General features: G+C 70.0%; 15 protein-coding genes, 1 tRNA gene and 1 rRNA gene. 4 read left to right on the top strand and 13 right to left on the bottom strand.

Annotated features, from left to right (window positions below; genetic code table 11):
* Positions 1–88: 88 nt before the first annotated feature.
* Both AB0H82_RS14865 and AB0H82_RS14860 read left to right on the top strand, forming a co-directional pair.
* Entirely contained in the window at positions 89–889 is an 801-nt protein-coding gene (locus AB0H82_RS14865) for a DNA-formamidopyrimidine glycosylase family protein (RefSeq protein ID WP_362992560.1), read from the top strand.
* Positions 890–946: 57 nt separating this feature from the next.
* Positions 947–1,744, top strand: coding sequence for an SDR family NAD(P)-dependent oxidoreductase (locus AB0H82_RS14860; protein WP_362992558.1), 798 nt, complete (start codon positions 947–949; stop codon positions 1,742–1,744).
* Here the strand turns inward: AB0H82_RS14860 and AB0H82_RS14855 are convergent.
* The 10 genes from AB0H82_RS14855 to AB0H82_RS14810 all read right to left on the bottom strand — a co-directional run bounded on the left by AB0H82_RS14855 (position 1,692) and on the right by AB0H82_RS14810 (position 16,832).
* On the bottom strand, positions 1,692–2,075 hold the full coding sequence (locus AB0H82_RS14855) for a hypothetical protein (RefSeq protein WP_362992789.1): 384 nt from the start codon (positions 2,073–2,075) through the stop codon (positions 1,692–1,694). The genes AB0H82_RS14860 and AB0H82_RS14855 overlap by 53 nt on opposite strands.
* Positions 2,076–2,282: 207 nt before the next feature.
* Positions 2,283–2,753 (bottom strand): DNA starvation/stationary phase protection protein, encoded by a 471-nt coding sequence (locus AB0H82_RS14850; protein WP_362992556.1) that lies wholly within the window; start codon positions 2,751–2,753, stop codon positions 2,283–2,285.
* Positions 2,754–2,936: 183 nt separating this feature from the next.
* A complete protein-coding gene (locus AB0H82_RS14845; RefSeq protein WP_055564110.1) occupies positions 2,937–3,311 on the bottom strand; it encodes a helix-turn-helix transcriptional regulator in 375 nt (124 codons plus the stop codon).
* A 109-nt stretch (positions 3,312–3,420) separates the two neighbouring features.
* The gene (locus AB0H82_RS14840; protein WP_362992787.1) at positions 3,421–3,999 is read right to left on the bottom strand and encodes a CinA family protein; all 579 of its coding nucleotides are present in this window, start codon (positions 3,997–3,999) and stop codon (positions 3,421–3,423) included.
* A 62-nt stretch (positions 4,000–4,061) separates the two neighbouring features.
* Positions 4,062–4,760: a CDP-diacylglycerol--glycerol-3-phosphate 3-phosphatidyltransferase gene (gene pgsA, locus AB0H82_RS14835; protein WP_362992554.1), complete on the bottom strand. Its 699-nt coding sequence runs from the start codon at positions 4,758–4,760 to the stop codon at positions 4,062–4,064.
* Positions 4,757–6,229, bottom strand: a complete 1,473-nt coding sequence (gene rimO / locus AB0H82_RS14830; protein ID WP_362992552.1) for a 30S ribosomal protein S12 methylthiotransferase RimO — start codon at positions 6,227–6,229, stop codon at positions 4,757–4,759. The genes pgsA and rimO overlap by 4 nt, the downstream gene beginning before the upstream one ends.
* 149 nt (positions 6,230–6,378) lie before the next feature.
* A complete protein-coding gene (locus AB0H82_RS14825) occupies positions 6,379–7,302 on the bottom strand; it encodes a helix-turn-helix domain-containing protein (protein ID WP_362992550.1) in 924 nt (307 codons plus the stop codon).
* A gap of 212 nt (positions 7,303–7,514) precedes the next feature.
* The gene (locus AB0H82_RS14820; protein ID WP_362992548.1) at positions 7,515–10,310 is read right to left on the bottom strand and encodes a DNA translocase FtsK; all 2,796 of its coding nucleotides are present in this window, start codon (positions 10,308–10,310) and stop codon (positions 7,515–7,517) included.
* A 185-nt stretch (positions 10,311–10,495) separates the two neighbouring features.
* Positions 10,496–11,179, bottom strand: coding sequence for a response regulator (locus tag AB0H82_RS14815; RefSeq protein WP_069886868.1), 684 nt, complete (start codon positions 11,177–11,179; stop codon positions 10,496–10,498).
* Between the two features lie 244 nt (positions 11,180–11,423).
* A complete protein-coding gene (locus tag AB0H82_RS14810) occupies positions 11,424–16,832 on the bottom strand; it encodes a HAMP domain-containing protein (protein WP_362992546.1) in 5,409 nt (1,802 codons plus the stop codon).
* A gap of 446 nt (positions 16,833–17,278) precedes the next feature.
* Between AB0H82_RS14810 and AB0H82_RS14805 the strand changes: the two genes are divergently transcribed.
* A complete protein-coding gene (locus AB0H82_RS14805; RefSeq protein ID WP_362992544.1) occupies positions 17,279–19,900 on the top strand; it encodes a SpoIIE family protein phosphatase in 2,622 nt (873 codons plus the stop codon).
* A gap of 76 nt (positions 19,901–19,976) precedes the next feature.
* Here the strand turns inward: AB0H82_RS14805 and AB0H82_RS14800 are convergent.
* Positions 19,977–20,049: transfer RNA gene (locus AB0H82_RS14800), tRNA-Thr, on the bottom strand.
* Positions 20,050–20,165: 116 nt separating this feature from the next.
* Here AB0H82_RS14800 and AB0H82_RS14795 point away from each other — a divergent pair.
* Complete coding sequence (locus tag AB0H82_RS14795; protein ID WP_362992542.1) at positions 20,166–21,083, top strand: PHB depolymerase family esterase; 918 nt, start codon at positions 20,166–20,168, stop codon at positions 21,081–21,083.
* Positions 21,084–21,099: 16 nt separating this feature from the next.
* On the opposite strand, the gene AB0H82_RS14790 is transcribed toward AB0H82_RS14795, so the two are convergent.
* Positions 21,100–21,771 (bottom strand): DegT/DnrJ/EryC1/StrS family aminotransferase, encoded by a 672-nt coding sequence (locus AB0H82_RS14790; protein ID WP_362992785.1) that lies wholly within the window; start codon positions 21,769–21,771, stop codon positions 21,100–21,102.
* Between the two features lie 116 nt (positions 21,772–21,887).
* Positions 21,888–22,004, bottom strand: a 5S ribosomal RNA gene (gene rrf / locus AB0H82_RS14785).
* Positions 22,005–22,152: the final 148 nt, after the last annotated feature.

Here is a 22,152-nt window from a genome sequence, read left to right as displayed (position 1 = left end):
ACCACGTGCGGCGCACAGGCACACCGACACCGGCGCTCCCCGCACCCGCGCACCGGCGCCCACTCCCCCTCCATGCCACCCTGGACCCATGCCCGAAGGTGACACCATCCACCAGGCGGCCCGGCGCCTGGACTCCGCCCTCGCCGGGCACGTCCTCACGCGCTCCGACCTCCGCGTGCCCAAGCTCGCGACGATCGACCTCACCGGGCGCACCGTCCTGGACGTCACCCCGCGCGGAAAGCACCTCCTCACCCGCATCGAGGGCGGCCTCACCCTGCACTCGCACCTCCGGATGGACGGCTCCTGGCGGGTGTTCGCCCCCGGTGAGCGGTGGCGCGGCGGCCCCGGGCACCAGATCCGGGCGATCCTCGGCACCGCCGAGCGCACCGCCGTCGGCTATCGCCTGCCCGTCCTCGAACTGCTCCGCACCACCGACGAGGACAAGGCCGTCGGCCACCTGGGCCCCGACCTCCTCGGCCCCGACTGGGACCCGGAGCGCGCCCTGAGCAACCTCCTGGCCACGCCCGACCGCCCGCTCGGCGAGGCCCTCCTGGACCAGCGCAATCTCGCGGGCATCGGCAACGTCTTCAAGAGCGAGATCTGCTTCATCCTGGGCGTCACCCCCTGGCTCCCGGTCGGCGAGCTCCCCGAGGAGAAGGCCGACCGCCTCCCCGCCCTCGCCAAGAAGCTCCTGGAAGCCAATCGCAACCGGCCCTCCCGCACCACCACGGGCCGCGACGTCAACGGCCGGCGCCTCTTCGTGTACGGGCGCGCGCACCAGCCCTGCAGACGCTGCGGCACCCCGATCCGCCTCGGCGAACAGGGCGACGGCTCCCGCAGCCGCCCCACCTACTGGTGCCCGACCTGCCAGCCGGGACCGACACCGTAACCTCTGGCCACCACCGCCCAGTTGACGCACCGTCAGAAGTGGCCGTACCGTCCCGTCATGCCCGTCAAGGCGTACGACCTCACCGGCCGCACCGCTTTCGTCACCGGCGCCGCCAGCGGCATCGGGCGTGCGACGGCCCTGCTCCTCGCGGAGGCGGGCGCCACCGTCCACTGCGCCGACCGTGACGAGCAGGGCCTCCACGAGACCGCCACCCGCATCAAGACGGCAGGCGGGACCGCACACACCCACCCCCTGGACGTGGCCGAAAGAACACAGGTCGAACAGGCCGTCACCGCAGCAGCCACAACAGCGACAGCGGCCGCCACCGACACCCCCCGCCTCGACATCCTCGCCGCCATCGCCGGCGTCATGCACAACAGCCCCGTCCTGGAGACCCGCGACGAGGACCTCGACCGCGTCCTGGACATCAACTTCAAGGGCGTCCTGTACGCCTGCCGGGTCGCGGCCCGCCTCATGATCGAGGCGGGTTCCGGCGGCAGCATCGTCACCATGGCCTCGGGCGCCGTCGACACCGGCGGCCCCGGCCTCCTCTGCTACGGCGCGTCGAAAGCGGCCGTCGTCCAGCTCACGAAGACCCTGGCCACGGAGGTCGGCCCGCACGGCATCCGCGTCAACGCCGTCGCACCGGGCTGGATCCGTACGCCCATGACGGCCCGGCACGGCACGGAGGCCCAGGGCCACACCGAGGGACTCATGGCGCGCATGTCACCTCTCGGCCGCGTCGGCGAACCGGACGACATCGCTCACGCCGTGCTGCACCTGGCGTCCGACGCCGCGTCCTTCACGACGGGCCAGATCCTCCGCCCCAACGGCGGCGTCGCCATGCCTTGGTAGCCGCGACGCGCATCGCTCCCGCAGCCCTCGCGGCCCGCCCGCGGTGCCCGTGGAGCCGCCCCACCTGCTCCGACGCCGAGTCGGCCCCCGCTCCACCCCGCCACACCCGCGCCGCACGCCCTCGGCCGCCGTTCCTGGCCGCCGCCACCTCGCCCTCCGCCCGCGCCTTCGGCACGCAGTGCACGGGCAGCACGCTCAAGCCCCACCCGCCGGCCGCGACCGCCCCCTCCAGCGCCCCGGCATCGGGCGCGAGGGCCAGCCTCAGCACGCCCCACCACCACAGCGCGCCGAGCGCCAGGACAGGCACCCACCGCACGGCCCGCCATGTCACGGTCGTCCCGCTCACGGCTGCCACAGATGCCACCTCCCGCCCAACGCGAGGTCGACGCTAAACGCCGGGGTTCACTCGTGGGGAGGGCGTATGCGCGGCGCCGGAAGCACGCCACCGGCACACAGCGCATCGCGCACCCCCACAGCAGGCGCCCTCACACAGCACGCCCCGGCCGTTCACGTTCCCGGCCGGGGCGTGCCGAACGCGTCAGCTGTTCTCCGCCTGGAACATCCAGTGGTGCTTCTCCAGATCGGCCGAGATCTGGATGAAGATGTCCTGGGTGACCGGGTCCGCCTCACCGGTCGCGTCGATACGTTCCCGCATCCGGGTGATGACCGCGCCCAGCGCGTCCACGAGCGTCCCGACGGCGTCCACGTCCTTGACCCAGCCCTCGGGGACCTTTCCGATCCCGCTGCTCTGCGACACGGTCGCCGCGCGCCCGTCGGGCGAGACGCCGAGCGTGGAGGCACGCTCCGCCACGGTGTCGGAGTGCTGCCTGGCCGTGTCGACGACGTCGTCGAGCTGCAGGTGCACGGAGCGGAAGCGCGGGCCGACCACATTCCAGTGGATCTGCTTGGCCACCAGCGACAGGTCGACCAGGTCCACGAGCGCGCCCTGCAGGGCCTCCGAGACCGTCTTCAGATCCCCCTCGGACAGCGGGCTCTTCACGACGTACATCTGTCTCCTCCAACTCACGAGCGAATGAGGTAAATCCCCACCAACCATGGCATAAAAGCTGCAAATAGGTCGATTCGGGGCTCTCTGCCCCCTCAGGGACCGCCTCGGTACAACACAGAAGCCCCTACCGGGTACCCGGCAGGGGCTTCCACACACCGCGGAGCTGCTCACGGCAGCGCCGCGTCACGCGGCGACGACGTCGACCGCCTCCGCGGGTGCCTTGATCGTGACCCGTTCCGGTGGCACTCCGGCCACGGAGACGGAATTGAGCATCGAGCGAACCGGTGCGCGCACCGGCTCGGGGACTGCTGCAGACTCAGCCAGCTCGGCGAGCGACAGTTCGTCGCTCACTTCACGCATGAGCTCGGACATCCGTACGTCAAGCGCGTCGCAGATCGCGGAAAGCAGCTCGGAGGAAGCCTCCTTCTGCCCCCGCTCCACCTCGGAGAGATAGCCGAGCGAGACTCGGGCGGACGAGGAGACTTCGCGCAGAGTACGGCCCTGGCGCTGGCGCTGCCGACGCAGCACGTCACCCAGCAGGCGACGGAGCAGAATCATCGGTGGCTCCCTCCTCGGACCGCGTAGCCGCATCCTTCACGCCCCACCGTACCGCCTTGCGCGGCGGCCGTGCGGGGAGCGATGTCGTGTTCACTCAGGGCTGCAAACATCAATTCCCCCCGTTCTGTTCCGTATCCTGTGCCCGCCCATTCTCGGCACGTTCTCCGGATAGCTGCTGGAGAAGCAACGTGAGCACGCTCCGTACACTCTCCATACGGATTTCCGAACGGTCACCGTTCAACCGCAGGGCGGCAACTTTCCCATGCCCTCCGCCAACGGCGTAACCGCGCATCTTTTCGACTTCTGACTCGGTAACCACGGTTTCCGGCCTCGAAACCGCGGGATCCGGCCCCGAAACCGCCACAAACACCGTGCCGACCGGCTGTCCGTCCTGCGGCTCGGGCCCGGCCACCCCGGTGGTCGCCAGTCCCCAGTCCGCACCGAGCACCTCGCGGACACCGTCCGCCATCTGCCGCGCGACCTCGGGATCCACCGCCCCGCGCTCGTCCAGCAGAGTGCCGTCGACCCCGAGCACGTTCCGCTTCAGCTCCGTGGCGTACGCGGTGACGGACCCCCGGAAGACCTTCGACGCCCCGGGCACCGAGGTGATCTCGGCGGCCACCAGGCCCCCGGTCAGCGACTCGGCGACGGCGAGCGTCTCACCGCGCGCGGCCAGGAGACGCACCAGTCGGCTCGCCGGCCGCTCGTCGGCCGGCGCCGACAGCTCGGCGCCCGAGACCCCGGGGGACGTCACTTCGCGGCCTCCCGGGCGGACTCCGCGGCCGCCGCACGCGCCTCGGCCATGCCCTGCCTGCGCAGCACGACGGCCTGCTTCACATAGTCCAGACCGGTCACCACGGTCAGCACCACGGCGACCGCCATCACCCAGAACCGCAGGCTGGCGAGCGGTCCTGTCAGGGCGAGAACGTACATCCCGACGGCGGTGCCCTGCGCCAGCGTCTTCATCTTCCCGCCGCGGCTGGCCGGAATGACCCCGTAACGGATCACCCAGAAGCGCAGCAGCGTGATCCCGAGCTCGCGCCCGAGAATCACTCCCGTCACCCACCAGGGCAGGTCGCCGAGCCAGGACAGACAGATCAGCGCGGCGCCCATGATCGCCTTGTCGGCGATGGGGTCGGCGATCTTCCCGAAGTCCGTGACCAGGTTGTACGTGCGCGCCAAGTGGCCGTCGAAGAGGTCGGTGATCATGGCGACGGCGAAGGCGGCCCAGGCGAACGAGCGCCAGGCCGGGTCGTACCCGCCGTTGCCGAGCAGCAGCATCACGAAGCCGGGCACGAGCAGCAGCCGCGCCATGGTCAGCAGGTTCGCGACGTTCCACAGGCTGGCCTGATCGACCGCCGCGGCGCCCAGCTTTCCGCCGCGCACCGGCTTGGCGCCCGAAGCGCCCTGTGCGCCGGAGCCGCCCGCGGAGGCCGGGACTCCGGTCATCTGCCGGCCTCCTCGAGACACTCAGCCACCAAGTCCACGCCCTCCGTGCCGACGACCTTTGCCACGACCATACGGCCGACCTGCAGTCCGTCATCGGCCGCGGCGCCCGTCAGGCGGATCTGGCCGTCCGTCTCGGGGGCCTGGTGCGCGGCTCTGCCGAGCGGACCCTCCTCCTCGTCGAGGGACTCGACAAGAACCTCGACGGTCTCACCGAGCCGCTCGTCGGCGCGCTGCGAGGTGAGCTCCTCGGCGAGCCGCGAGATGTGCGCGAGCCGCGCGTCGACGACCTCCTGGTCGAGCTTCTGGTCGTACGTGGCCGCTTCGGTGCCTTCCTCGTCGGAGTAGCCGAAGACGCCGATGGCATCCAGGCGTGCGCCGGTCAGGAACCGCTCAAGCTCCGCGAGGTCCGACTCGCTCTCGCCGGGGAAGCCCACGATGAAGTTGGAGCGCACGCCGGCCTGCGGCGCCTTGGACCTGATGGTGTCCAGGAGCTCCAGGAAGCGGTCGGTGTCCCCGAAGCGGCGCATGGCGCGCAGCACGCCGGGCGCGGAGTGCTGGAAGGACAGGTCGAAGTAGGGGGCGACCTTCTCCGTCGACGTGAGGACGTCGATGAGACCGGGCCGCATCTCGGCGGGCTGCAGGTAGCTGACGCGCACCCGCTCGATCCCGTCGACGGCGGCCAGCTCGGGCAGGAGCGTCTCCAGGAGCCGGATGTCGCCGAGGTCCTTGCCGTACGAGGTGTTGTTCTCGGAGACGAGCATGACCTCCTTGACGCCCTGCTCGGCGAGCCAGCGGGTCTCACCGAGGACGTCGGAGGGGCGGCGCGAGATGAAGGAGCCGCGGAAGGAGGGGATGGCGCAGAACGAGCAGCGCCGGTCGCAGCCGGAGGCCAGCTTCACGGAGGCGACGGGGTTGGTGCCGAGACGGCGGCGCAGCGGGGCGCGCGGCCCCGACGCGGGCGCGACGCCCTCGGGCAGATCCTGCGGTGCCTCCGCGGGCGCGTGTCCGGGCAGGGCGACCCCGGCTCCGGCGGCCTGGCGCTCGGCGGGGCTGATCGGCAGCAGCTTGCGCCGGTCACGCGGGGTGTGGGCCTCGACACTGCCGCCGCTGAGGATGGTCTGGAGGCGGTTGGAGATGTCGGAGTAGTCGTCGAAACCGAGCACGCCGTCGGCTTCGGGCAGCGCGTCGGCGAGCTCCTTGCCGTACCGCTCGGCCATGCAGCCGACCGCGACGACGGCCTGGGTCTTGCCGTGACCCTTCAGGTCATTGGCTTCGAGGAGGGCGTCGACGGAGTCCTTCTTGGCGGCTTCGACGAAGCCGCAGGTGTTGACGACGGCGACATCCGCGTCCTCGGCGTCCTCGACGAGCTGCCAGCCGTCCGCCTCCAAGCGGCCTGCGAGCTCCTCCGAGTCCACCTCGTTACGGGCGCAGCCAAGAGTGACAAGGGCGACGGTGCGGCGTTCAGGCATGGTCTCAAGACTACTTCGTCCACGCCTCGGCCCCGGCCGCGAGGGTTACCGGCCGGTCCGCTCCCGGCCGCCGGCGCGTCACCCGACCGTCACCGTGCCCCGTGCAGCACGGCTGTCCGGCGCCTGGTCAGCGCCCTTCGGGAGGCCGGTCAGCCGGCTTGGGGGTCGCCCTTCGTGTAGGTGAGGCGCTCCACCGTGCCGGGCTCGAATTCGTTCTCGACCGGCTTTCCGTTCACGTACAGGTTGATGGCGCCCGCGTCGCCGAGGACGAGGTCGATCTTCTGCTTGTCCTGGAACGTCTTGTCCTGGCCCTGCTCCAGGACGCCGTCGAAGAGGGTGCGCCCGCTGTGGTCCTTGGCGGAGATCCAGCTGCGGCCGTCCGCGGCGTCGACCTTGACGGTGACCTTGTCGCGCGGGACACCGGCGATGGCGCTGTCCGACGGGTCGGGCTTGGGGTCGGCGGGCTTGGTGGGCTTCGGCTTCTCCGCGGGCTTGGTGCTCGCGGGGGTGGAGCCCTCGGCCACCGCCTTCGAACCGTCGTCGCCGTCGTCGCCGCTGAACGCGGTGAAACCGACGAAGCCGATCACGGCGACGATCGCGGCGACCATGGCGGCGGTCCAGTTCGGCCTGCGCGGCTCGGAGCGGATGCGCTCGGCCTCGAAGAGGGGCGCCGCCGGCGTGGGCGCGGGCGGACGGCCGCCGTGGCCCTCGTCGTACTGCGCGATCAGCGGGGCCGGATCGAGTCCGACGGCGCGCGCCAGTGTCCTGATGTGACCGCGGGCGTACACGTCGCCGCCGCACCGGGTGAAGTCGTCCTGTTCGATCGCGTGCACGATCGGGATGCGCACGCGCGTGGAGGAGCTGACTTCGTCGACGGTCTGGCCGGCGGCGACACGGGCCTGCTGGAGGACCCGGCCGATCGAGGGGCGCTCGGCCGCCTGCTGTTCGCCGGTCCGGGTCTCGTCTGCCGGGATCGCGTCCGCGGCATGGTCAGGGCCGTCCGCGACGCGGTCGGGGCGGTCGAGGCGGTCGTCCGAAGGTCGGTCGTCTTCAGGGGAGTTACCGATGGACACGGGGGCGCCTTTCGAGCGTGTAGCCACCTGCCGGAGGTTCAGTTTAGGCGGGTCTTGAAAGGGTGGGGCAACCGGACGGACGGACTTTGTACGCCATCAGAATGGCCGGACATCCTGATGGTGGGACATCGTGCTCTTCTCTCCCTCAACTTGACGTGTGTCGAGAGGAAACGGTTGCCTGTCGATCCCTTATGGGTGAGCCTCTCCCACCCTTATGGCTGAGCCTCCCCGCGGATCACGGCGAGCACTCCGTCCAGTTCGTCAGGTTTCACGAGAACGTCACGCGCCTTGGAGCCCTCGCTGGGCCCGACGATGGAGCGGGACTCCATCAGGTCCATCAGCCTGCCGGCCTTGGCGAAGCCGACGCGCAGCTTGCGCTGCAGCATGGACGTGGACCCGAACTGGGTGGAGACCACCAGTTCAGCGGCCTGGCACAGCAGATCGAGGTCGTCGCCGATGTCCTCGTCGATCTCCTTCTTCTGCTTGGTGCCGACGGTGACGTCGTCCCTGAAGACGGGCGCCATCTGGTCCTTGCAGTGCTGCACGACCGCGTGGATCTCGTCCTCGGTGACGAAGGCGCCCTGCATACGGACGGGCTTGTTCGCCCCCATCGGCAGGAACAGGCCGTCGCCCTTTCCGATGAGCTTCTCCGCGCCGGGCTGGTCGAGGATGACCCGGCTGTCGGCGAGCGAGGAGGTCGCGAAGGCGAGCCGCGACGGCACGTTCGCCTTGATCAGGCCGGTCACGACATCCACGGAGGGGCGCTGGGTGGCGAGCACCAGGTGGATGCCGGCCGCGCGCGCGAGCTGGGTGATGCGCACGATCGAGTCCTCGACGTCGCGCGGCGCGACCATCATCAGGTCGGCGAGCTCGTCGACGATCACCAGCAGGTACGGATAGGGCTGAAGCTCCCGCTCGCTGCCCTCGGGCGTCTTGAGCTTGCCCTCGCGGACGGCCTGGTTGAAGTCGTCGATGTGCCGGTAGCCGAACGCCGCGAGGTCGTCGTAGCGCAGATCCATCTCGCGTACGACCCACTGGAGCGCCTCGGCGGCCCGCTTGGGGTTGGTGATGATCGGCGTGATCAGGTGCGGGATGCCCTCGTACGCGGTGAGCTCGACGCGCTTGGGGTCGACGAGGACCATCCGGACGTCCTCGGGCGTCGCTCTTATCATGATCGACGTGATCAGGCAGTTGATGCAGGACGACTTGCCGGATCCGGTGGCACCGGCGACCAGGATGTGCGGCATCTTCGCCATGTTCGCCATGACGTAGCCGCCCTCGACGTCCTTGCCGAGCGCGACGAGCATGGGGTGGTCGTCCTCGGCCGCGTCCGCGAGGCGCAGCACGTCGCCGACGTTGACCATCTCGCGGTCGGTGTTCGGGATCTCGATGCCGACCGCGGACTTGCCGGGGATCGGCGAGATGATCCGGACGTCCGGGGAGGCGACCGCGTACGCGATGTTCTTGGCCAGCGCCGTGATCTTCTCGACCTTCACGGCGGGGCCGAGCTCGATCTCGTAGCGTGTGACGGTCGGGCCGCGGGTGAAGCCGGTGACGGCCGCGTCGACCTTGAACTCGGTGAAGACGTTCGTCAGCGAGTGCACGACCGCGTCGTTGGCGGCGCTGCGGGTCTTGCCCGGGCCACCCCGCTCCAGGAGGTCGAGCGAGGGAAGCGCGTAGGTGATGTCCCCGGCGAGCTGCAGCTGCTCGGCGCGCGGCGGGAGCTCCCGGTCGGGCTCGGGCGCAGCCTTGGTGAGGTCCGGCACGGCTCCGGAGGCGCTGTCGGCCCGGTCACCGGGCTTCTGAGGCTTCTTCTTGAGCTTGCCGGGCACCGGGGCGTCCGTGGTGCGCGCGGTCGGTACAGGGGCCGTGTGCTCGCGCTCCTCGCGCTGTTCCCGCTCCCCCGACACGCCCTGGGTCAGATCGGCGACCAGCGGCGACGGCGGCATGCCGTGCATCACCGCACCGTCCAGGGCGGCCGCCGCGGCCGCGGCCACGTCCACGGCGTCCATCGGCCGGTCCATGTCCGGCTGTACGGGGGCCCGGCGCGGCCTGCGACGGGTGGAGAGCGCCTGCTCCTCGGCCTGGTCGGGGTCGTACGCGTCGGGGGCCGGGCCGCGTCGGCGCGAGGGGCGCGCGGGCAGCGCCTCGCGCCACTGATCCTCGTAGCGCTCGTCGTCCGCGTACTCGTAGGCCTCCACGGCCTCGGGTGCCGGCTGGATCAGGCCGAGCCTGACGCCGAGCAGCCGCAGCCGCTGCGGGATGGCGTTGACGGGCGTCGCCGTGACGACGAGCAGCCCGAAGACGGTGAGGAGCACCAGGAGCGGCACCGCGAGGATCTCGCCCATGGTGAAGATCAGGGGTGTGGAGGCGCCCCAGCCGATGAGGCCGCCCGCGTCCCTTATCGCCTGCATGCCGTCGCTGCGGGCCGGTGAGCCACAGGCGACGTGGACCTGGCCGAGCACGCCGATGACGAGGGCGGACAGGCCGATCACGATGCGGCCGTTCGCCTCGGGCTTCTCCGGGTGCCGGATGAGGCGGACGGCGATGGTGCCGAGCAGCAGCGGCACGAGCAGGTCGAGGCGGCCGAAGGCGCCGGTCACCAGGACCTCCACGAGGTCGCCGACCGGGCCGCGGAGGTTCGACCAGGTGCCCGCGGCGACGATCAGCGCCAGGCCGAGCAGCAGGAGCGCGAGGCCGTCCTTGCGGTGGGCGGGGTCGAGGCCCTTGGCGCCGCGCCCTATGCCGCGGAACATCGCGCCGACCCCGTGGGCCAGGCCGAGCCAGACGGCGCGCACGAGCCGGTACACGCCCCCCGTGGGGCTGGGCGCCGGTCTGGGAGCGGGCTTCGCGGCGATCTTCTTGGCCGGTGCCTTCTTCGCCGGCGCCTTCTTCGCCGCGGCTTTCTTCGCGGGCGGTCTGGCAGCGGCCTTCTTCGCCGGAGCCTTTGTCGGCGCGGCCGCCTTCTTCGCGGGCGTCTTCTTGGCTGCGGGCTGACGTGAGGCCATGGGTGTGAGGTTACCGTTGCCGACCACTGTGGACACGTGTGCCCTCCCCCGAGTTCTCGACATCGCTCGAACAGGGGGGACCCCCACCTTCACCCGATCGTGTCGTTCCTGCGGAGGCCGAGAACTGACGGTGGTTCACCGGGTGCGCGCGGCACGAAACCCCGTCAGTGAGGCTCCGTGCCGCGTCAGTTCTGCGAGGGGACCGAGGGGGCACCGCTGCCGGTGCCCGGCTCCAGGGCGTCAAGAGCCCGCCGCAGACCGGTCAGTTTGCGTTCGAGATGGGCGGCGGTGGCGACCGCCGCCGCGTCCGCCGACTCGTCGTCGAGCTGTTTGGACAGCGCCTCGGCCTGCTCCTCGACCGCGGCGAGCCGCGCCGACAGCTCGGCGAGCAGACCCGCGGGCTCCTTCGCGTCCCCGGCCGCGGCCTTGCCGCCGCCCTCCAGCTGGAGCCGCAGCAGCGCCGCCTGCTCCCGCAGTTGGCAGTTCTTCATGTACAGCTCGACGAACACCGACACCTTCGCGCGCAGCACCCACGGGTCGAACGGCTTGGAGATGTAGTCCACCGCGCCGGCGGCATAGCCGCGGAAGGTGTGGTGCGGCCCGTGGTTGATGGCGGTGAGGAAGATGATCGGGATGTCCCGGGTCCGCTCCCGCCGCTTGATGTGCGCCGCGGTTTCGAAACCGTCCATTCCCGGCATCTGGACGTCCAGCAGAATGACCGCGAAGTCGTCCGTGAGTAGTGCTTTGAGCGCTTCCTCCCCGGACGATGCCCGCACCAGTGTCTGATCGAGCGCAGAGAGGATGGCCTCCAGCGCCAGCAGATTCTCCGGCCGGTCATCGACCAGGAGGATCTTGGCCTTCTGCACCATGGCCCGCCCTCCTCGCCCCGGCGGTACACCGGGCGCCGCCCCAGGGGACGACTCCCTTGCGCCGCCCGTCCTTGTGCCGGTCATCGTAGCCGCACCCCGCCTGTCGCCACACCCTGTCACCGCGATGTCACTGTGCACGTAGCAGAAACGCGGTGGGAGACCAGAAGGTTCCCCGAATACCGCGGTTCTACACGACCTCGGCCACACTCTGTCAGCAACTCCGTGTGACGACGCCGGTTCTCGGTCACTGAGCGCGCATCCACTGCTCCATCACCGACAACAGATGATCCGGGTCGACCGGCTTCGTGACGTAATCGGAAGCTCCGGAGTCGATCGCCTTCTCCCGGTCGCCCTTCATCGCCTTCGCGGTGAGCGCGATGATCGGGAGCCCGGCGAACTGCGGCATCCTGCGGATCGCCGTCGTCGTCGCGTACCCGTCCATCTCCGGCATCATGATGTCCATCAGGACGACCGTCACGTCGTCGTGCTGTTCCAGCACCTCGATGCCCTCACGGCCGTTCTCCGCGTACAGCACCGCCAGGCCGTGCTGCTCCAGGACGCTGGTGAGCGCGAAGACGTTGCGGATGTCGTCGTCGACGATCAGGACCTTCTCGCCGCCGAACTGGATGCCGGCCCGCGGCGCGACAGGCGTCTCCTGGCCGGCGTTGGGCCACGGCTCCGGCGTGCGCTGCGCCTCCGGGGCGCCGGCGGCCGGCTGCCCCGGCAGGGACGAGGGCTCCTGGACGGGCGCGGCACGACGCCTCCTCCGGAACAGCGCGGCGGGGCTCGTGGGCTCCTCGCGGTGCGCCGGGGGCGCGGCCTGCCGCTCCGTCTCCTCGGCCGCGGGCGCCTCCTCCAGGGCGGGCAGCTCGCGCGACTGCGGCGCGGGCGCCAGCTGGGCGTAACCCTGGGGCGGCAGTTCGCTCGGGTGCAGCGGCAAATAGAGCGTGAAGGTGGAGCCACGGCCCGGCTCGCTCTGCGCGTGGATCTCGCCGCCGAGCAGCCGGGCGATCTCGCGGCTGATGGAGAGCCCGAGGCCGGTGCCGCCGTACTTCCTGCTGGTCGTCCCGTCGGCCTGCTTGAACGCCTCGAAGATGACCCGCATCTTGCTGGCCGCGATGCCGATGCCGGTGTCCGTCACCGAGAAGGCGATCAGATCGGCGTCGGCGTCGCGCAGCGAGCCGGCCTCAAGGAGCTGTTCGCGGATCGCGTTGGGCACGTCGTTGCTGGCGTGCCGGATCACCAGCTCGACCGCTCCGGAGTCGGTGAACTTCACCGCGTTGGACAGGAGGTTGCGCAGCACCTGCAGCAGGCGCTGTTCGTCCGTGTGCAGCGTCGCGGGCAGCTCCGGAGACACCCGTACGGAGAAGTCGAGGCCCTTCTCGGCGGTCAGGGGCCGGAAAGTGGCCTCTACGTAGTCGACGAGTTGGACGAGTGCGATGCGCGTCGGGGAGACGTCCATCTTGCCCGCCTCGACCTTCGACAGGTCGAGGATGTCGTTGATCAGCTGCAGCAGGTCCGAGCCCGCCCCGTGGATCGTCTCGGCGAACTCGACCTGCTTCGGGGTGAGGTTCGCGTCGGCGTTGTCCGCGAGCAACTTGGCCAGGATCAACAGGGAGTTGAGCGGCGTGCGCAGCTCGTGCGACATGTTCGCGAGGAACTCGGACTTGTAGCGCATCGAGACCGCGAGTTGTTCGGCGCGCTCCTCCAGGACCTGCCTGGCCTCTTCGATCTCGGTGTTCTTGACCTCGATGTCGCGGTTCTGCTGGGCTAGCAGCTCGGCCTTCTCCTCCAGCTCCGCGTTCGAGTCCTGGAGCGCCTTCTGGCGGTTCTCCAACTCAGCCGACCGCTCCCGCAGTTGCTCGGTCAGCTTCTGCGACTGCTTGAGCAGCACCTCGGTCTTCGTATTGACGCTGATCGTGTTGACGCTCGTCGCGATCATCTCGGCGATCTGGCTGAGGAAGTCCTTCTGGATCTGCGTGAAGGGCTGGAAGGCCGCCAGCTCGATCACGCCGAGCACGGTCCCTTCGAAGAGCACCGGCAACACGATGACCTGCGCGGGCGGCGCCTCACCGAGGCCGGACGCGATCCGCAGATAGCCGGAGGGCGCGTTCTCCACGAGGATGGTGCGCCGCTCCTTGGCGGCCGTCCCGATGAGCGTCTCGCCGGGCCGGAAGGACGTCGGCATGGACCCCATGGAGTAGCCGTAACTGCCCAGCATGCGCAGTTCGTACGCGTCCTCCTGGTCGCCCCCGAGATCCTGGGCGTCGTCCGTCGGCATCGCGAGGAAGAACGCGCCGTGCTGCGCGGAGACGACCGGCGTCAGCTCACTCATGATCAGCGAGGCGACGTCCTCCAGGTCCCTGCGGCCCTGCATCAGGCCGGAGATCCGCGCGAGGTTGCCCTTGAGCCAGTCCTGCTCCTTGTTGGCCAGGGTCGTGTCGCGGAGGTTCGCGATCATCGTGTTGATGTTGTCCTGGAGGGCCTGGATCTCGCCCGCCGCGTCGACCTCGATCTTCAGGTTGAGGTCACCGCGCGTCACCGCGGTGGCGACCTTCGCGATGGCGCGCACCTGACGGGTCAGGTTTCCGGCCATCTCGTTCACGGACTCGGTGAGGTCGCGCCACGTGCCGTCGACGTCCCGCACGCGCGCCTGACCGCCCAGCTGGCCCTCGGTGCCCACCTCGCGGGCCACCCGGGTCACCTGCTCGGCGAAGGACGACAGCTGGTCGACCATCGTGTTGATGGTGGTCTTGAGCTCCAGGATCTCGCCCCGGGCATCAATGTCGATCTTCTTGGTCAGGTCACCCTTGGCGATCGCCGTGGTGACCATCGCGATGTTGCGGACCTGGCCGGTCAGGTTGGACGCCATCGAGTTCACGGACTCGGTGAGGTCCTTCCACGTACCGGAGACGCCCGGCACGCGCGCCTGGCCGCCCAGGATGCCGTCCGTGCCCACCTCGCGGGCCACGCGCGTGACCTCGTCGGCGAACGAACTCAGCGTCGTCACCATGGTGTTCACCGTGTCGGCGAGCTGCGCGACCTCGCCGCGCGCCTCGACCGTCACCTTCTTGGTGAGGTCGCCGTTGGCGACCGCCGCCGAGACCTGGGAGATGTTCCGCACCTGGCTGGTCAGGTTGTTGGCCATCAGGTTGACGTTGTCGCTCAGGTCCTTCCAGATGCCCGTGACACCCGGCACGCGCGCCTGGCCGCCCAGCTGGCCCTCCGTGCCCACCTCGCGGGCCACGCGCGTGACCTGCTCCGCGAACGACGACAGCTGGTCGACCATCGTGTTGACGGTCGTGACGAGTTCGAGGATCTCGCCCTTCGCGTCGACGGTGATCTTCTTGGAGAGGTCGCCCATGGCGACGGCCGTCGTGACCTCGGCGATGTTCCGCACCTGCAGGGTGAGGTTGTTCGCCATGCCGTTCACAGACTGCGTGAGGTCCTTCCAGGTGCCGGAGACGCCCTGGACCTCGGCCTGCCCGCCCAGGATGCCGTCGGTGCCCACCTCGCGGGAGACCCGCGTGACCTGCTCGGCGAAGGCGGACAGCTGGTCCACCATCGTGTTCAGGGTGTTCTTCAGCTCAAGGATCTCGCCGCGCGCGTCCACGTCGATCTTCTGCGACAGGTCACCGCGGGCCACCGCCGTCGCGACCTGCGCGATGTTGCGCACCTGCGCCGTGAGGTTCCCGGCCATGCCGTTCACGGAGTCCGTCAGATCACGCCACACACCGGCCACGCCGGGCACCTGCGCCTGACCGCCGAGACGCCCCTCGGTGCCCACCTCGCGGGCCACCCGCGTCACCTGGTCCGCGAAGGCGGACAGCTGGTCGACCATCGTGTTGATGGTGTTCTTCAGCTCCAGGATCTCGCCGCGCGCGTCGACCTCGATCTTCTGCGAGAGGTCACCGCGCGCCACGGCCGTCGTCACCTGCGCGATCTGACGCACCTGCGACGTCAGGTTCCCCGCCATGAAGTTGACGGAGTCCGTGAGGTCCTTCCACGTACCGCTCACGCCGTCCACCCGGGCCTGGCCGCCGAGCCGCCCCTCGGTGCCCACGTCGCGCGCCATCCGCGTGACCTGGTCGGCGAAGGACGACAGCTGGTCGACCATCGTGTTCACGGTGTTCTTCAGCTGGAGCATCTCTCCGGAGACGTCCACCGTGACCTTCTGCGACAGGTCGCCGTTCGCGACCGCCGTCGTCACCTGGGCGATGTTCCGGACCTGACCGGTGAGGTTGCGGAAGGCGGTGTTCACCGAGTCGGTGAGGTCCTTCCACGTACCGGCCGCGCCCTGCACCTGCGCCTGCCCGCCGAGCTCACCCTCGACACCGATCTCCCGCGCCACCCGCGTCACTTCGGAACCGAAGGCCGAGAGCTGGTCCACCATCGTGTTCACGGTGTTCTTCAGCTCAAGCATCTCGCCCGCGACATCGACGGTGACCTTCTGCGACAGATCACCGTTGGCGACCGCCGTCGTCACCGTCGCGATGTCCCGCACCTGCGTGGTGAGGTTGCGGAAGACCGTGTTGACCGAATCGGTCAGATCCTTCCACGTTCCCGCCGCGCCCGGCACATTGGCCTGACCGCCGAGCTGTCCCTCGGCCCCGACCTCGTTCGCCACCCGGGTGATCTCGTCCGCGAACGTACGCAGCGTCTCGGTCATCTGGTTGATCGTCTCGGCGAGCTGGGCGACCTCGCCGCGCGCGCTGACCGTCACCTTCCGGGACAGGTCACCGCTCGCGACCGCCGTGGTGACCTCGGCGATCCCGCGCACCTGGGCGGTGAGGTTGCCGGCCATCAGGTTCACCGAGTCGGTGAGATCCTTCCACACACCCGCCACACCCGGCACCTGCGCCTGGCCGCCGAGCTCGCCCTCCGTGCCGACCTCCCGGGCGACGCGCGTCACTTCGGAGGAGAACGACGAGAGCTGGTCCACCATCGTGTTGACGGTGTTCTTCAGCTCCAACATCTCGCCCGCGACATGGACGGTGACCTTCCGCGACAGGTCGCCCTTCGCCACCGCCGTCGTCACCAGCGCGATGTCCCGCACCTGGGCGGTCAGCCGGTACGCCATGGTGTTCACGGAGTCCGTGAGGTCCTTCCACGACCCGGACATCCCGCGCACCCTGGCCTGCCCGCCGAGCTTGCCCTCGGTGCCGACCTCGCTGGCCACCCGCGTGACCTCGTCCGTGAACGTGGAGAGCTGGTCGACGAGGTTGTTCACCGTCCGCCCGACCTTCAGGAACTCCCCGCGCAGCGGATGCCCGTTTCCGTCGGCTCCCTGCGCCCGCAGCTCCATGCGCTGTTCCAGGTCGCCCTCCGCCACCGCGGAGAGGACGCGGCCGACCTCGGAGACCGGTCGTACGAGATCGTCGACGAGCGCGTTCGACGCGTCGATCGCGGCGGCCCAGGAGCCCTCGCTCGCTCCCGTCTCAAGCCGTTCCGTGAGTTTTCCCTCACGTCCGACCGTGCGCCGCACCCTCGACAGCTCGCCGGTCAGGTGCAGATTCCGGTCGGCCACCTCGTTGAAAACGGCCGCGATCTCCGACATGACGTCGTCGCCGGAGACCGTGAGCCGCTTGCGGAAGTTGCCGTCCCGCATCGCCACCAGGGCCGCGAGCAGCCTGTTCAGAGCCGCAGCGTCCACGGAAGCCGTCGTCCCGTTGCGCGGTTTGCGCTGTTTGTTCAGGGACTGTCCGTCTTTCGCGCGCGTCTTAGTGCCCCGCGTCGCTGCGCCAGACTCCACTGTGTCCCTCCCGCAAGGGTCGACCGGTACTGCTCGGGTTCTTCTGACCTGTCCCATGAAGCTTGCCCAGTGTTTCACCATGGCCGAACCAGGCCATAACAGTTCGGCAGCTTCGCACACCGTCCGCACACCCTCCGGGCGGAAACACTGACGACCGGCATCAGCATGGACGGCGAAGGTAAGTAACCTTGCATCCGGCTGTCCAACCACCCCGGTCCTGCCCGGCCAGGGCGGTGGTACACGAAACAAGCGGGCATCGGAGGGGCGGCCGCACCATGGGTTCGGGAGAACTGGGCGTCGAGACAGTCGCCACTGTCGACGCCGTCGATACTCGTACGAGGAGTGCTGTGATCACCGCGCGTGCGGCTGCCACCTTCGAACCCGTCGGGCGTTCCGTCGCGACGGCCCGCTCCTTCGTGCGCGACACCCTCCAGGGCTGGGGGTTCTCCGACATCGTCGACGACGCGGTCGTCCTCACCAGCGAGCTGGTCACCAACGCCGTGGTGCACGCCGGCACCGCCGCCGACGTCGAGTGTCTGCGCAGCGAGGACGCCGTCCGCATCGAGGTCTCCGACCGCTATCCGGAACGCGAGATCCCGCTCCAGCAGTCCCCGGTCAACATGGGCAGCCCGGACCGCGAGGGCGGCCGCGGCCTCCAGCTCTGCGCCGCGCTGGCCACCCGCTGGGGCGTCGACTACAGCCCCACCCACAAGCAGGTCTGGTTCCAGCTCGACCTGCCGCACCGCCCCGTGGGCACCCGCACCGCCGGCCCCTCGCTCCCGGCCGACCTGCTGCCCATCGCCGACGGCAGGGTCCGCGTCGCCGTCATCCAGATCGACCGCCTCGGCGCCATCTCCGCCTGGAACGAGGACGCGGAGGACCTCTTCGGGTACGTCGCCGAGCAGGTCATGGGCAAGCCGCTCATGGACCTCGCGGCCTGGCCGCACACCCCGGGCACCAGCACCGGCATCGCCGAGGCGCTGCGCCTCTCCCGCTGGGAGGGCAGCTACGGCGTCCGCGGCGCCCACGGCCGCGTCATCCCCGTCTACGCCTCGCACCTGCGCGTCCGCGACGCCGACGGCGAACCCTCCACGGTCTGCCTGCTCGTGCGCGACGACGAGCGCGCCGTGCTCCAGACCCCGCTGCGCGGCGCCGCCCCGGAGCCGGGCGCCCGCAGCGAGTCGCACACCGCGGACCCCTTCGAGGTGTTCATCGGCTCCCCGGCCCCGGACGACCTCGACGGACTGCTCCAGCGCACCGTGGAGCGCGCCCGCGACATGCTCGACGGCGACGCGGCCTTCCTGCTCCTCGCCACCGACGACGAGACGGAGCTGGAGGTCCGTGCCTCCACGGGCCTGCCGTCGGCCCGCCAGCGCTTCGCCCGCGTCCAGGTCGAGTCGGCCCCCGGACGCTACGGCTCCGCCCGGATGCCGGCCGTCCACGAGGACCTGACGGTGGTGCCGGGAGCGGTCCCCCTCCTCGAAGGCACGGGCATGCGCTCCGTCGTCACCGTCCCGCTGAAGGTGGAGGGCCGCCTCACCGGTTCCCTGGGCGTCGCCGCCGAAGCCTCCGGCCGGTACTCGAACGAGGAGGCCCTGCGCCTCCAGTTCGCCGCCGACCGCATCGCCCTGGCCGTGGAGTCCGCACGCCTCGGCGAACTGGAGCGGCTCCGCCGCGGTTCGCTCTCCTTCCTCGTCGAGGCCTCCGACCTCCTCGCCGGCACCCTCGACCGCGACCAGACCCTGGCCCTCATGGCACAGATGACGGTCCCGACGCTCGCCACCTGGTGCGCCGTCTACACGATCGCGGACCAGTCGGCCGAGCCCTATCTGTCGTACGTCCTGCACGAGGACGAGGAGCGCATCGACGGCCTCAAGGCCCTGCTCTCCAAGATCTCCCCGCCGGACCCGGTGCCGACCCCGGGCGCCCGTGTCTGGGCGGCCCCCTCCGAAGCGGCGCACCAGGCGGCCCTGCGCACCTCCATGCGCAGCGTGGGCCTGGGCGAGCCGATGACCCTGGGCTCGGGCATCGGGACGACGCTCTCCACCGCATCGGCGGTGGGCGGCGAGACGGTGGTCCTCCCGCTGGTCGCCCGCAACCGCGTCATCGGCATGCTCACCCTGGGTAAGCCCGCCGACGAACACTTCCGCCAAGAGATCCTGGAATTGGCCGAAGATCTCTCCCGCCGGGCGGCCCTCGCCCTCGACAACGCCCGCCTCTACTCCGAGCGCATGGCCATCAGCCAGTCCCTCCAGCGCAGCCTGCTGCCGCCGGGACTCCCGCAGATCCCGGGCGTCGAGGTCGAGGTCATCTACCGCGCGGCCGGCGAGGGCAATGAAGTCGGCGGTGACTTCTACGACCTCTTCCCCATCCGCGACGGCGCGTACGGCTTCGCGATCGGCGACGTCTGCGGCACGGGCCCGGAGGCCGCGGCCGTCACGGGTCTCGCCCGGCACGCCCTGCGCCTGCTCGCCCGCGAGGGTTTCGGCGGGCCCGCGGTCCTGGAGCGCCTCAACGCCGCGATCCTCGACGAGGGCTCCCGCAGCCGCTTCCTCACCCTCCTCTACGGCGAGTTGTGGCCCCAGGAGGACGGTTCGGCGGTCCTGAAGATCGTCTGCGCCGGCCATCCGCTGCCGCTCCGCCTCCGCCAGGACGGCACCGTCGAGCCGTACGCGGAACCGCAGCCCCTGCTCGGCGTCATGGACGACCTGGAACTGTACGAGCAGACGATGACGCTCGACCCGGGCGACGTCCTGCTCTGCGTGACGGACGGCGTCACCGAGCGCCGCGAGGGCACCCGCATGCTGGGCGACGACGGTCTGGCGGAGGTCCTCACGACCTGCACGGGCCTGACGGCGGGCGCGGTCGCGGCGCGCATCATGCGCGCGGTGGAGCGCTTCGCGACGGACGCTCCCTCGGACGACATGGCGATCCTCGCGATGCGCGTCCCCGGCCTCCAGAAGGACTGAGCGCGCCGGGGCACCACGGGGTGCCCCGGACATGACGAAGGCCTCCGCCCAACTGGGCGGAGGCCTTCATGACTTGAGCCCCCAAGCGGAATCGAACCGCTGACCTTCTCCTTACCATGGAGACGCTCTACCGACTGAGCTATAGGGGCCTGCTGCGCTCCGGGGTTTTCCCCGCGGCAACGGAATAGATCATACCTGAAATCGAAGCCGCCTCGAACCGCCCCTTCCTCTGGACCGCCCTTCCCCGCGCTGCCACTCTGCGCGCATGCCGACCCGAACCGGTACCCCTTTGCGGCACGCCGTGCCCATGGCCCTCGCCGCCCTGCTCCTGCCACTCGCGGCCTGCGGGTCCGACGACGACAACGCCCCGGGCCCGAAGGCCAGCAAGAAGCCGAGCGCCGCGGAAACCCCGCGCCCCGGCACCCAGAAGGTCACGCTCTCCTGGAAAGGCGAGAAGCGCGTCTATACCGTCCACGCACCACCCGGCTTCAAACGCACGGAGAAGCTCCCGCTCGTCATCGCCATGCACCCTTACCCGGGCGACGGCAGAGCCGCGGCCGCGATCAGCGGGCTGAGCGCCGAAGCGGACAGGGAGAACTTCCTCGTCGCCTATCCCGACGGGCTCAACAAAGGCTTCAACGCGATGATCTGCTGCGGCTCAGAGGACGACGTGGGTTTCATTCGTACGATGACGCAGCGGCTGACCGGCACGTGGAACGCCGACCCGGACCGCGTCTACGCCACCGGCATCTCCAACGGCGGCGACATGGCGTACAAACTCGCCGTCGAACTCCCCGACACCTTCGCGGCCATCGCCCCGGTCAGCGGCGGATATCTCGGCACCGCCGCGGAAGACGCCTCGTACATGCCGAAGACGCCGGTATCGGTGCTCACGTTCCTGGGCGGCCTCGACAAGCACTATGCGGCGATGGACGAGGGCATCAAGACCTGGCAGCGACGCCTGTCCTGCAAGCCGGGCCGCCCCGGCAAACTGAAGAACAGAATCAAAAAGACGACAGCGAAGTGCCGTGACGGCTCGGATGTGGTCGTCTACCGGCTGCCCGACATGGGCCACTCCTGGCCGGACGGCGCGGGCGGCGGAATGTCGGACCCGACGGCGGGCGTCAACGCGACGGACCTGATGTGGAAATTCTTCAAGTCCCACACCCGGTCGGCTTCCTAGCGGGTTTCCAGCGGGTTCAGAAGGCCGGCTGCAGAAGCCCGCCGAGCGCGTTGCACGCGGACACGACGCGCTGGAGGTCGCGCCGCGTCATCGACGCACCGGCCGGCAGCGCCAGTGTCTCGTCGGCGGCCCGCTCGGTCTCCGGCAGCTGTATGTCCCGCCAGAACCGCGGCGTGCGGTGCACGGGCGTCTTCACCGGCACCCGGCAGTCGATGCCCTTGGCGCGGACGGCACGCGCGAAGGCGTCACGGTCGGGCCGCCCGTTCCCGGGCACGCGCACGACGTACTCCTGGAAGCTGTGCCCTTCGCCTTCGTCGGGTGTCACGACTCCGCTGAGCCGCCCGCTGAGGTACGCGGCGTGCGCACGCCGAAGCTCCAGCCCGTCGTGCGGGGTCTCCGACTCGCCCTGCTCCTGCCGCTCCAGGACGAGGAGCCCCTGCCGCTGCCCGAGCTCTCGCAGCCGCCGCAGGTCGGCTCGGTTGCCGAAGCGGTGCACGACGACCACGGCGGCCGTACGCGGGGTCACCACGGCGGCGACGGCATCGGGGTCGAGGCAGTACGTGGTCGGCTCTATGTCAGCGAAGACGGGCATCGCTCCGGCGAGGATCACGTCCTCGGCGACCTCGGCGTTCCCGTAGGCCGGCACGATGACCTCGTCGCCGGTACCGACACCCGCGGCGCGCAACATTCCAACTGTCCCCATGCCTACGGAGGTTGGCTGCGCAACGTGAACGGCAAGTAACGCGAAACAAAAAAGAGCTGGTCCCTGAACCGAAGTTCCGGGACCAGCTCTTATCAAAAGGAGTTCGGCGGCGTCCTACTCTCCCACAGGGTCCCCCCTGCAGTACCATCGGCGCTATGAGGCTTAGCTTCCGGGTTCGGAATGTAACCGGGCGTTTCCCTCACGCTATGACCACCGAAACACTATGAAACTGACAACCGCACCGTACGTGACCTGTACGGGGTTGTTCGTGGTTTCAGAACCAACACAGTGGACGCGAGCAACTGAGGACAAGCCCTCGGCCTATTAGTACCAGTCACCTCCACCCGTTACCGGGCTTCCAGATCT

The sequence above is a fragment of the Streptomyces sp. NPDC050732 genome, assembly GCF_040654255.1.
GTDB lineage: Bacteria > Actinomycetota > Actinomycetes > Streptomycetales > Streptomycetaceae > Streptomyces.
Note: the sequence above shows the minus strand (reverse complement) of the source record. Positions and strands in the feature narration are given on the sequence as shown.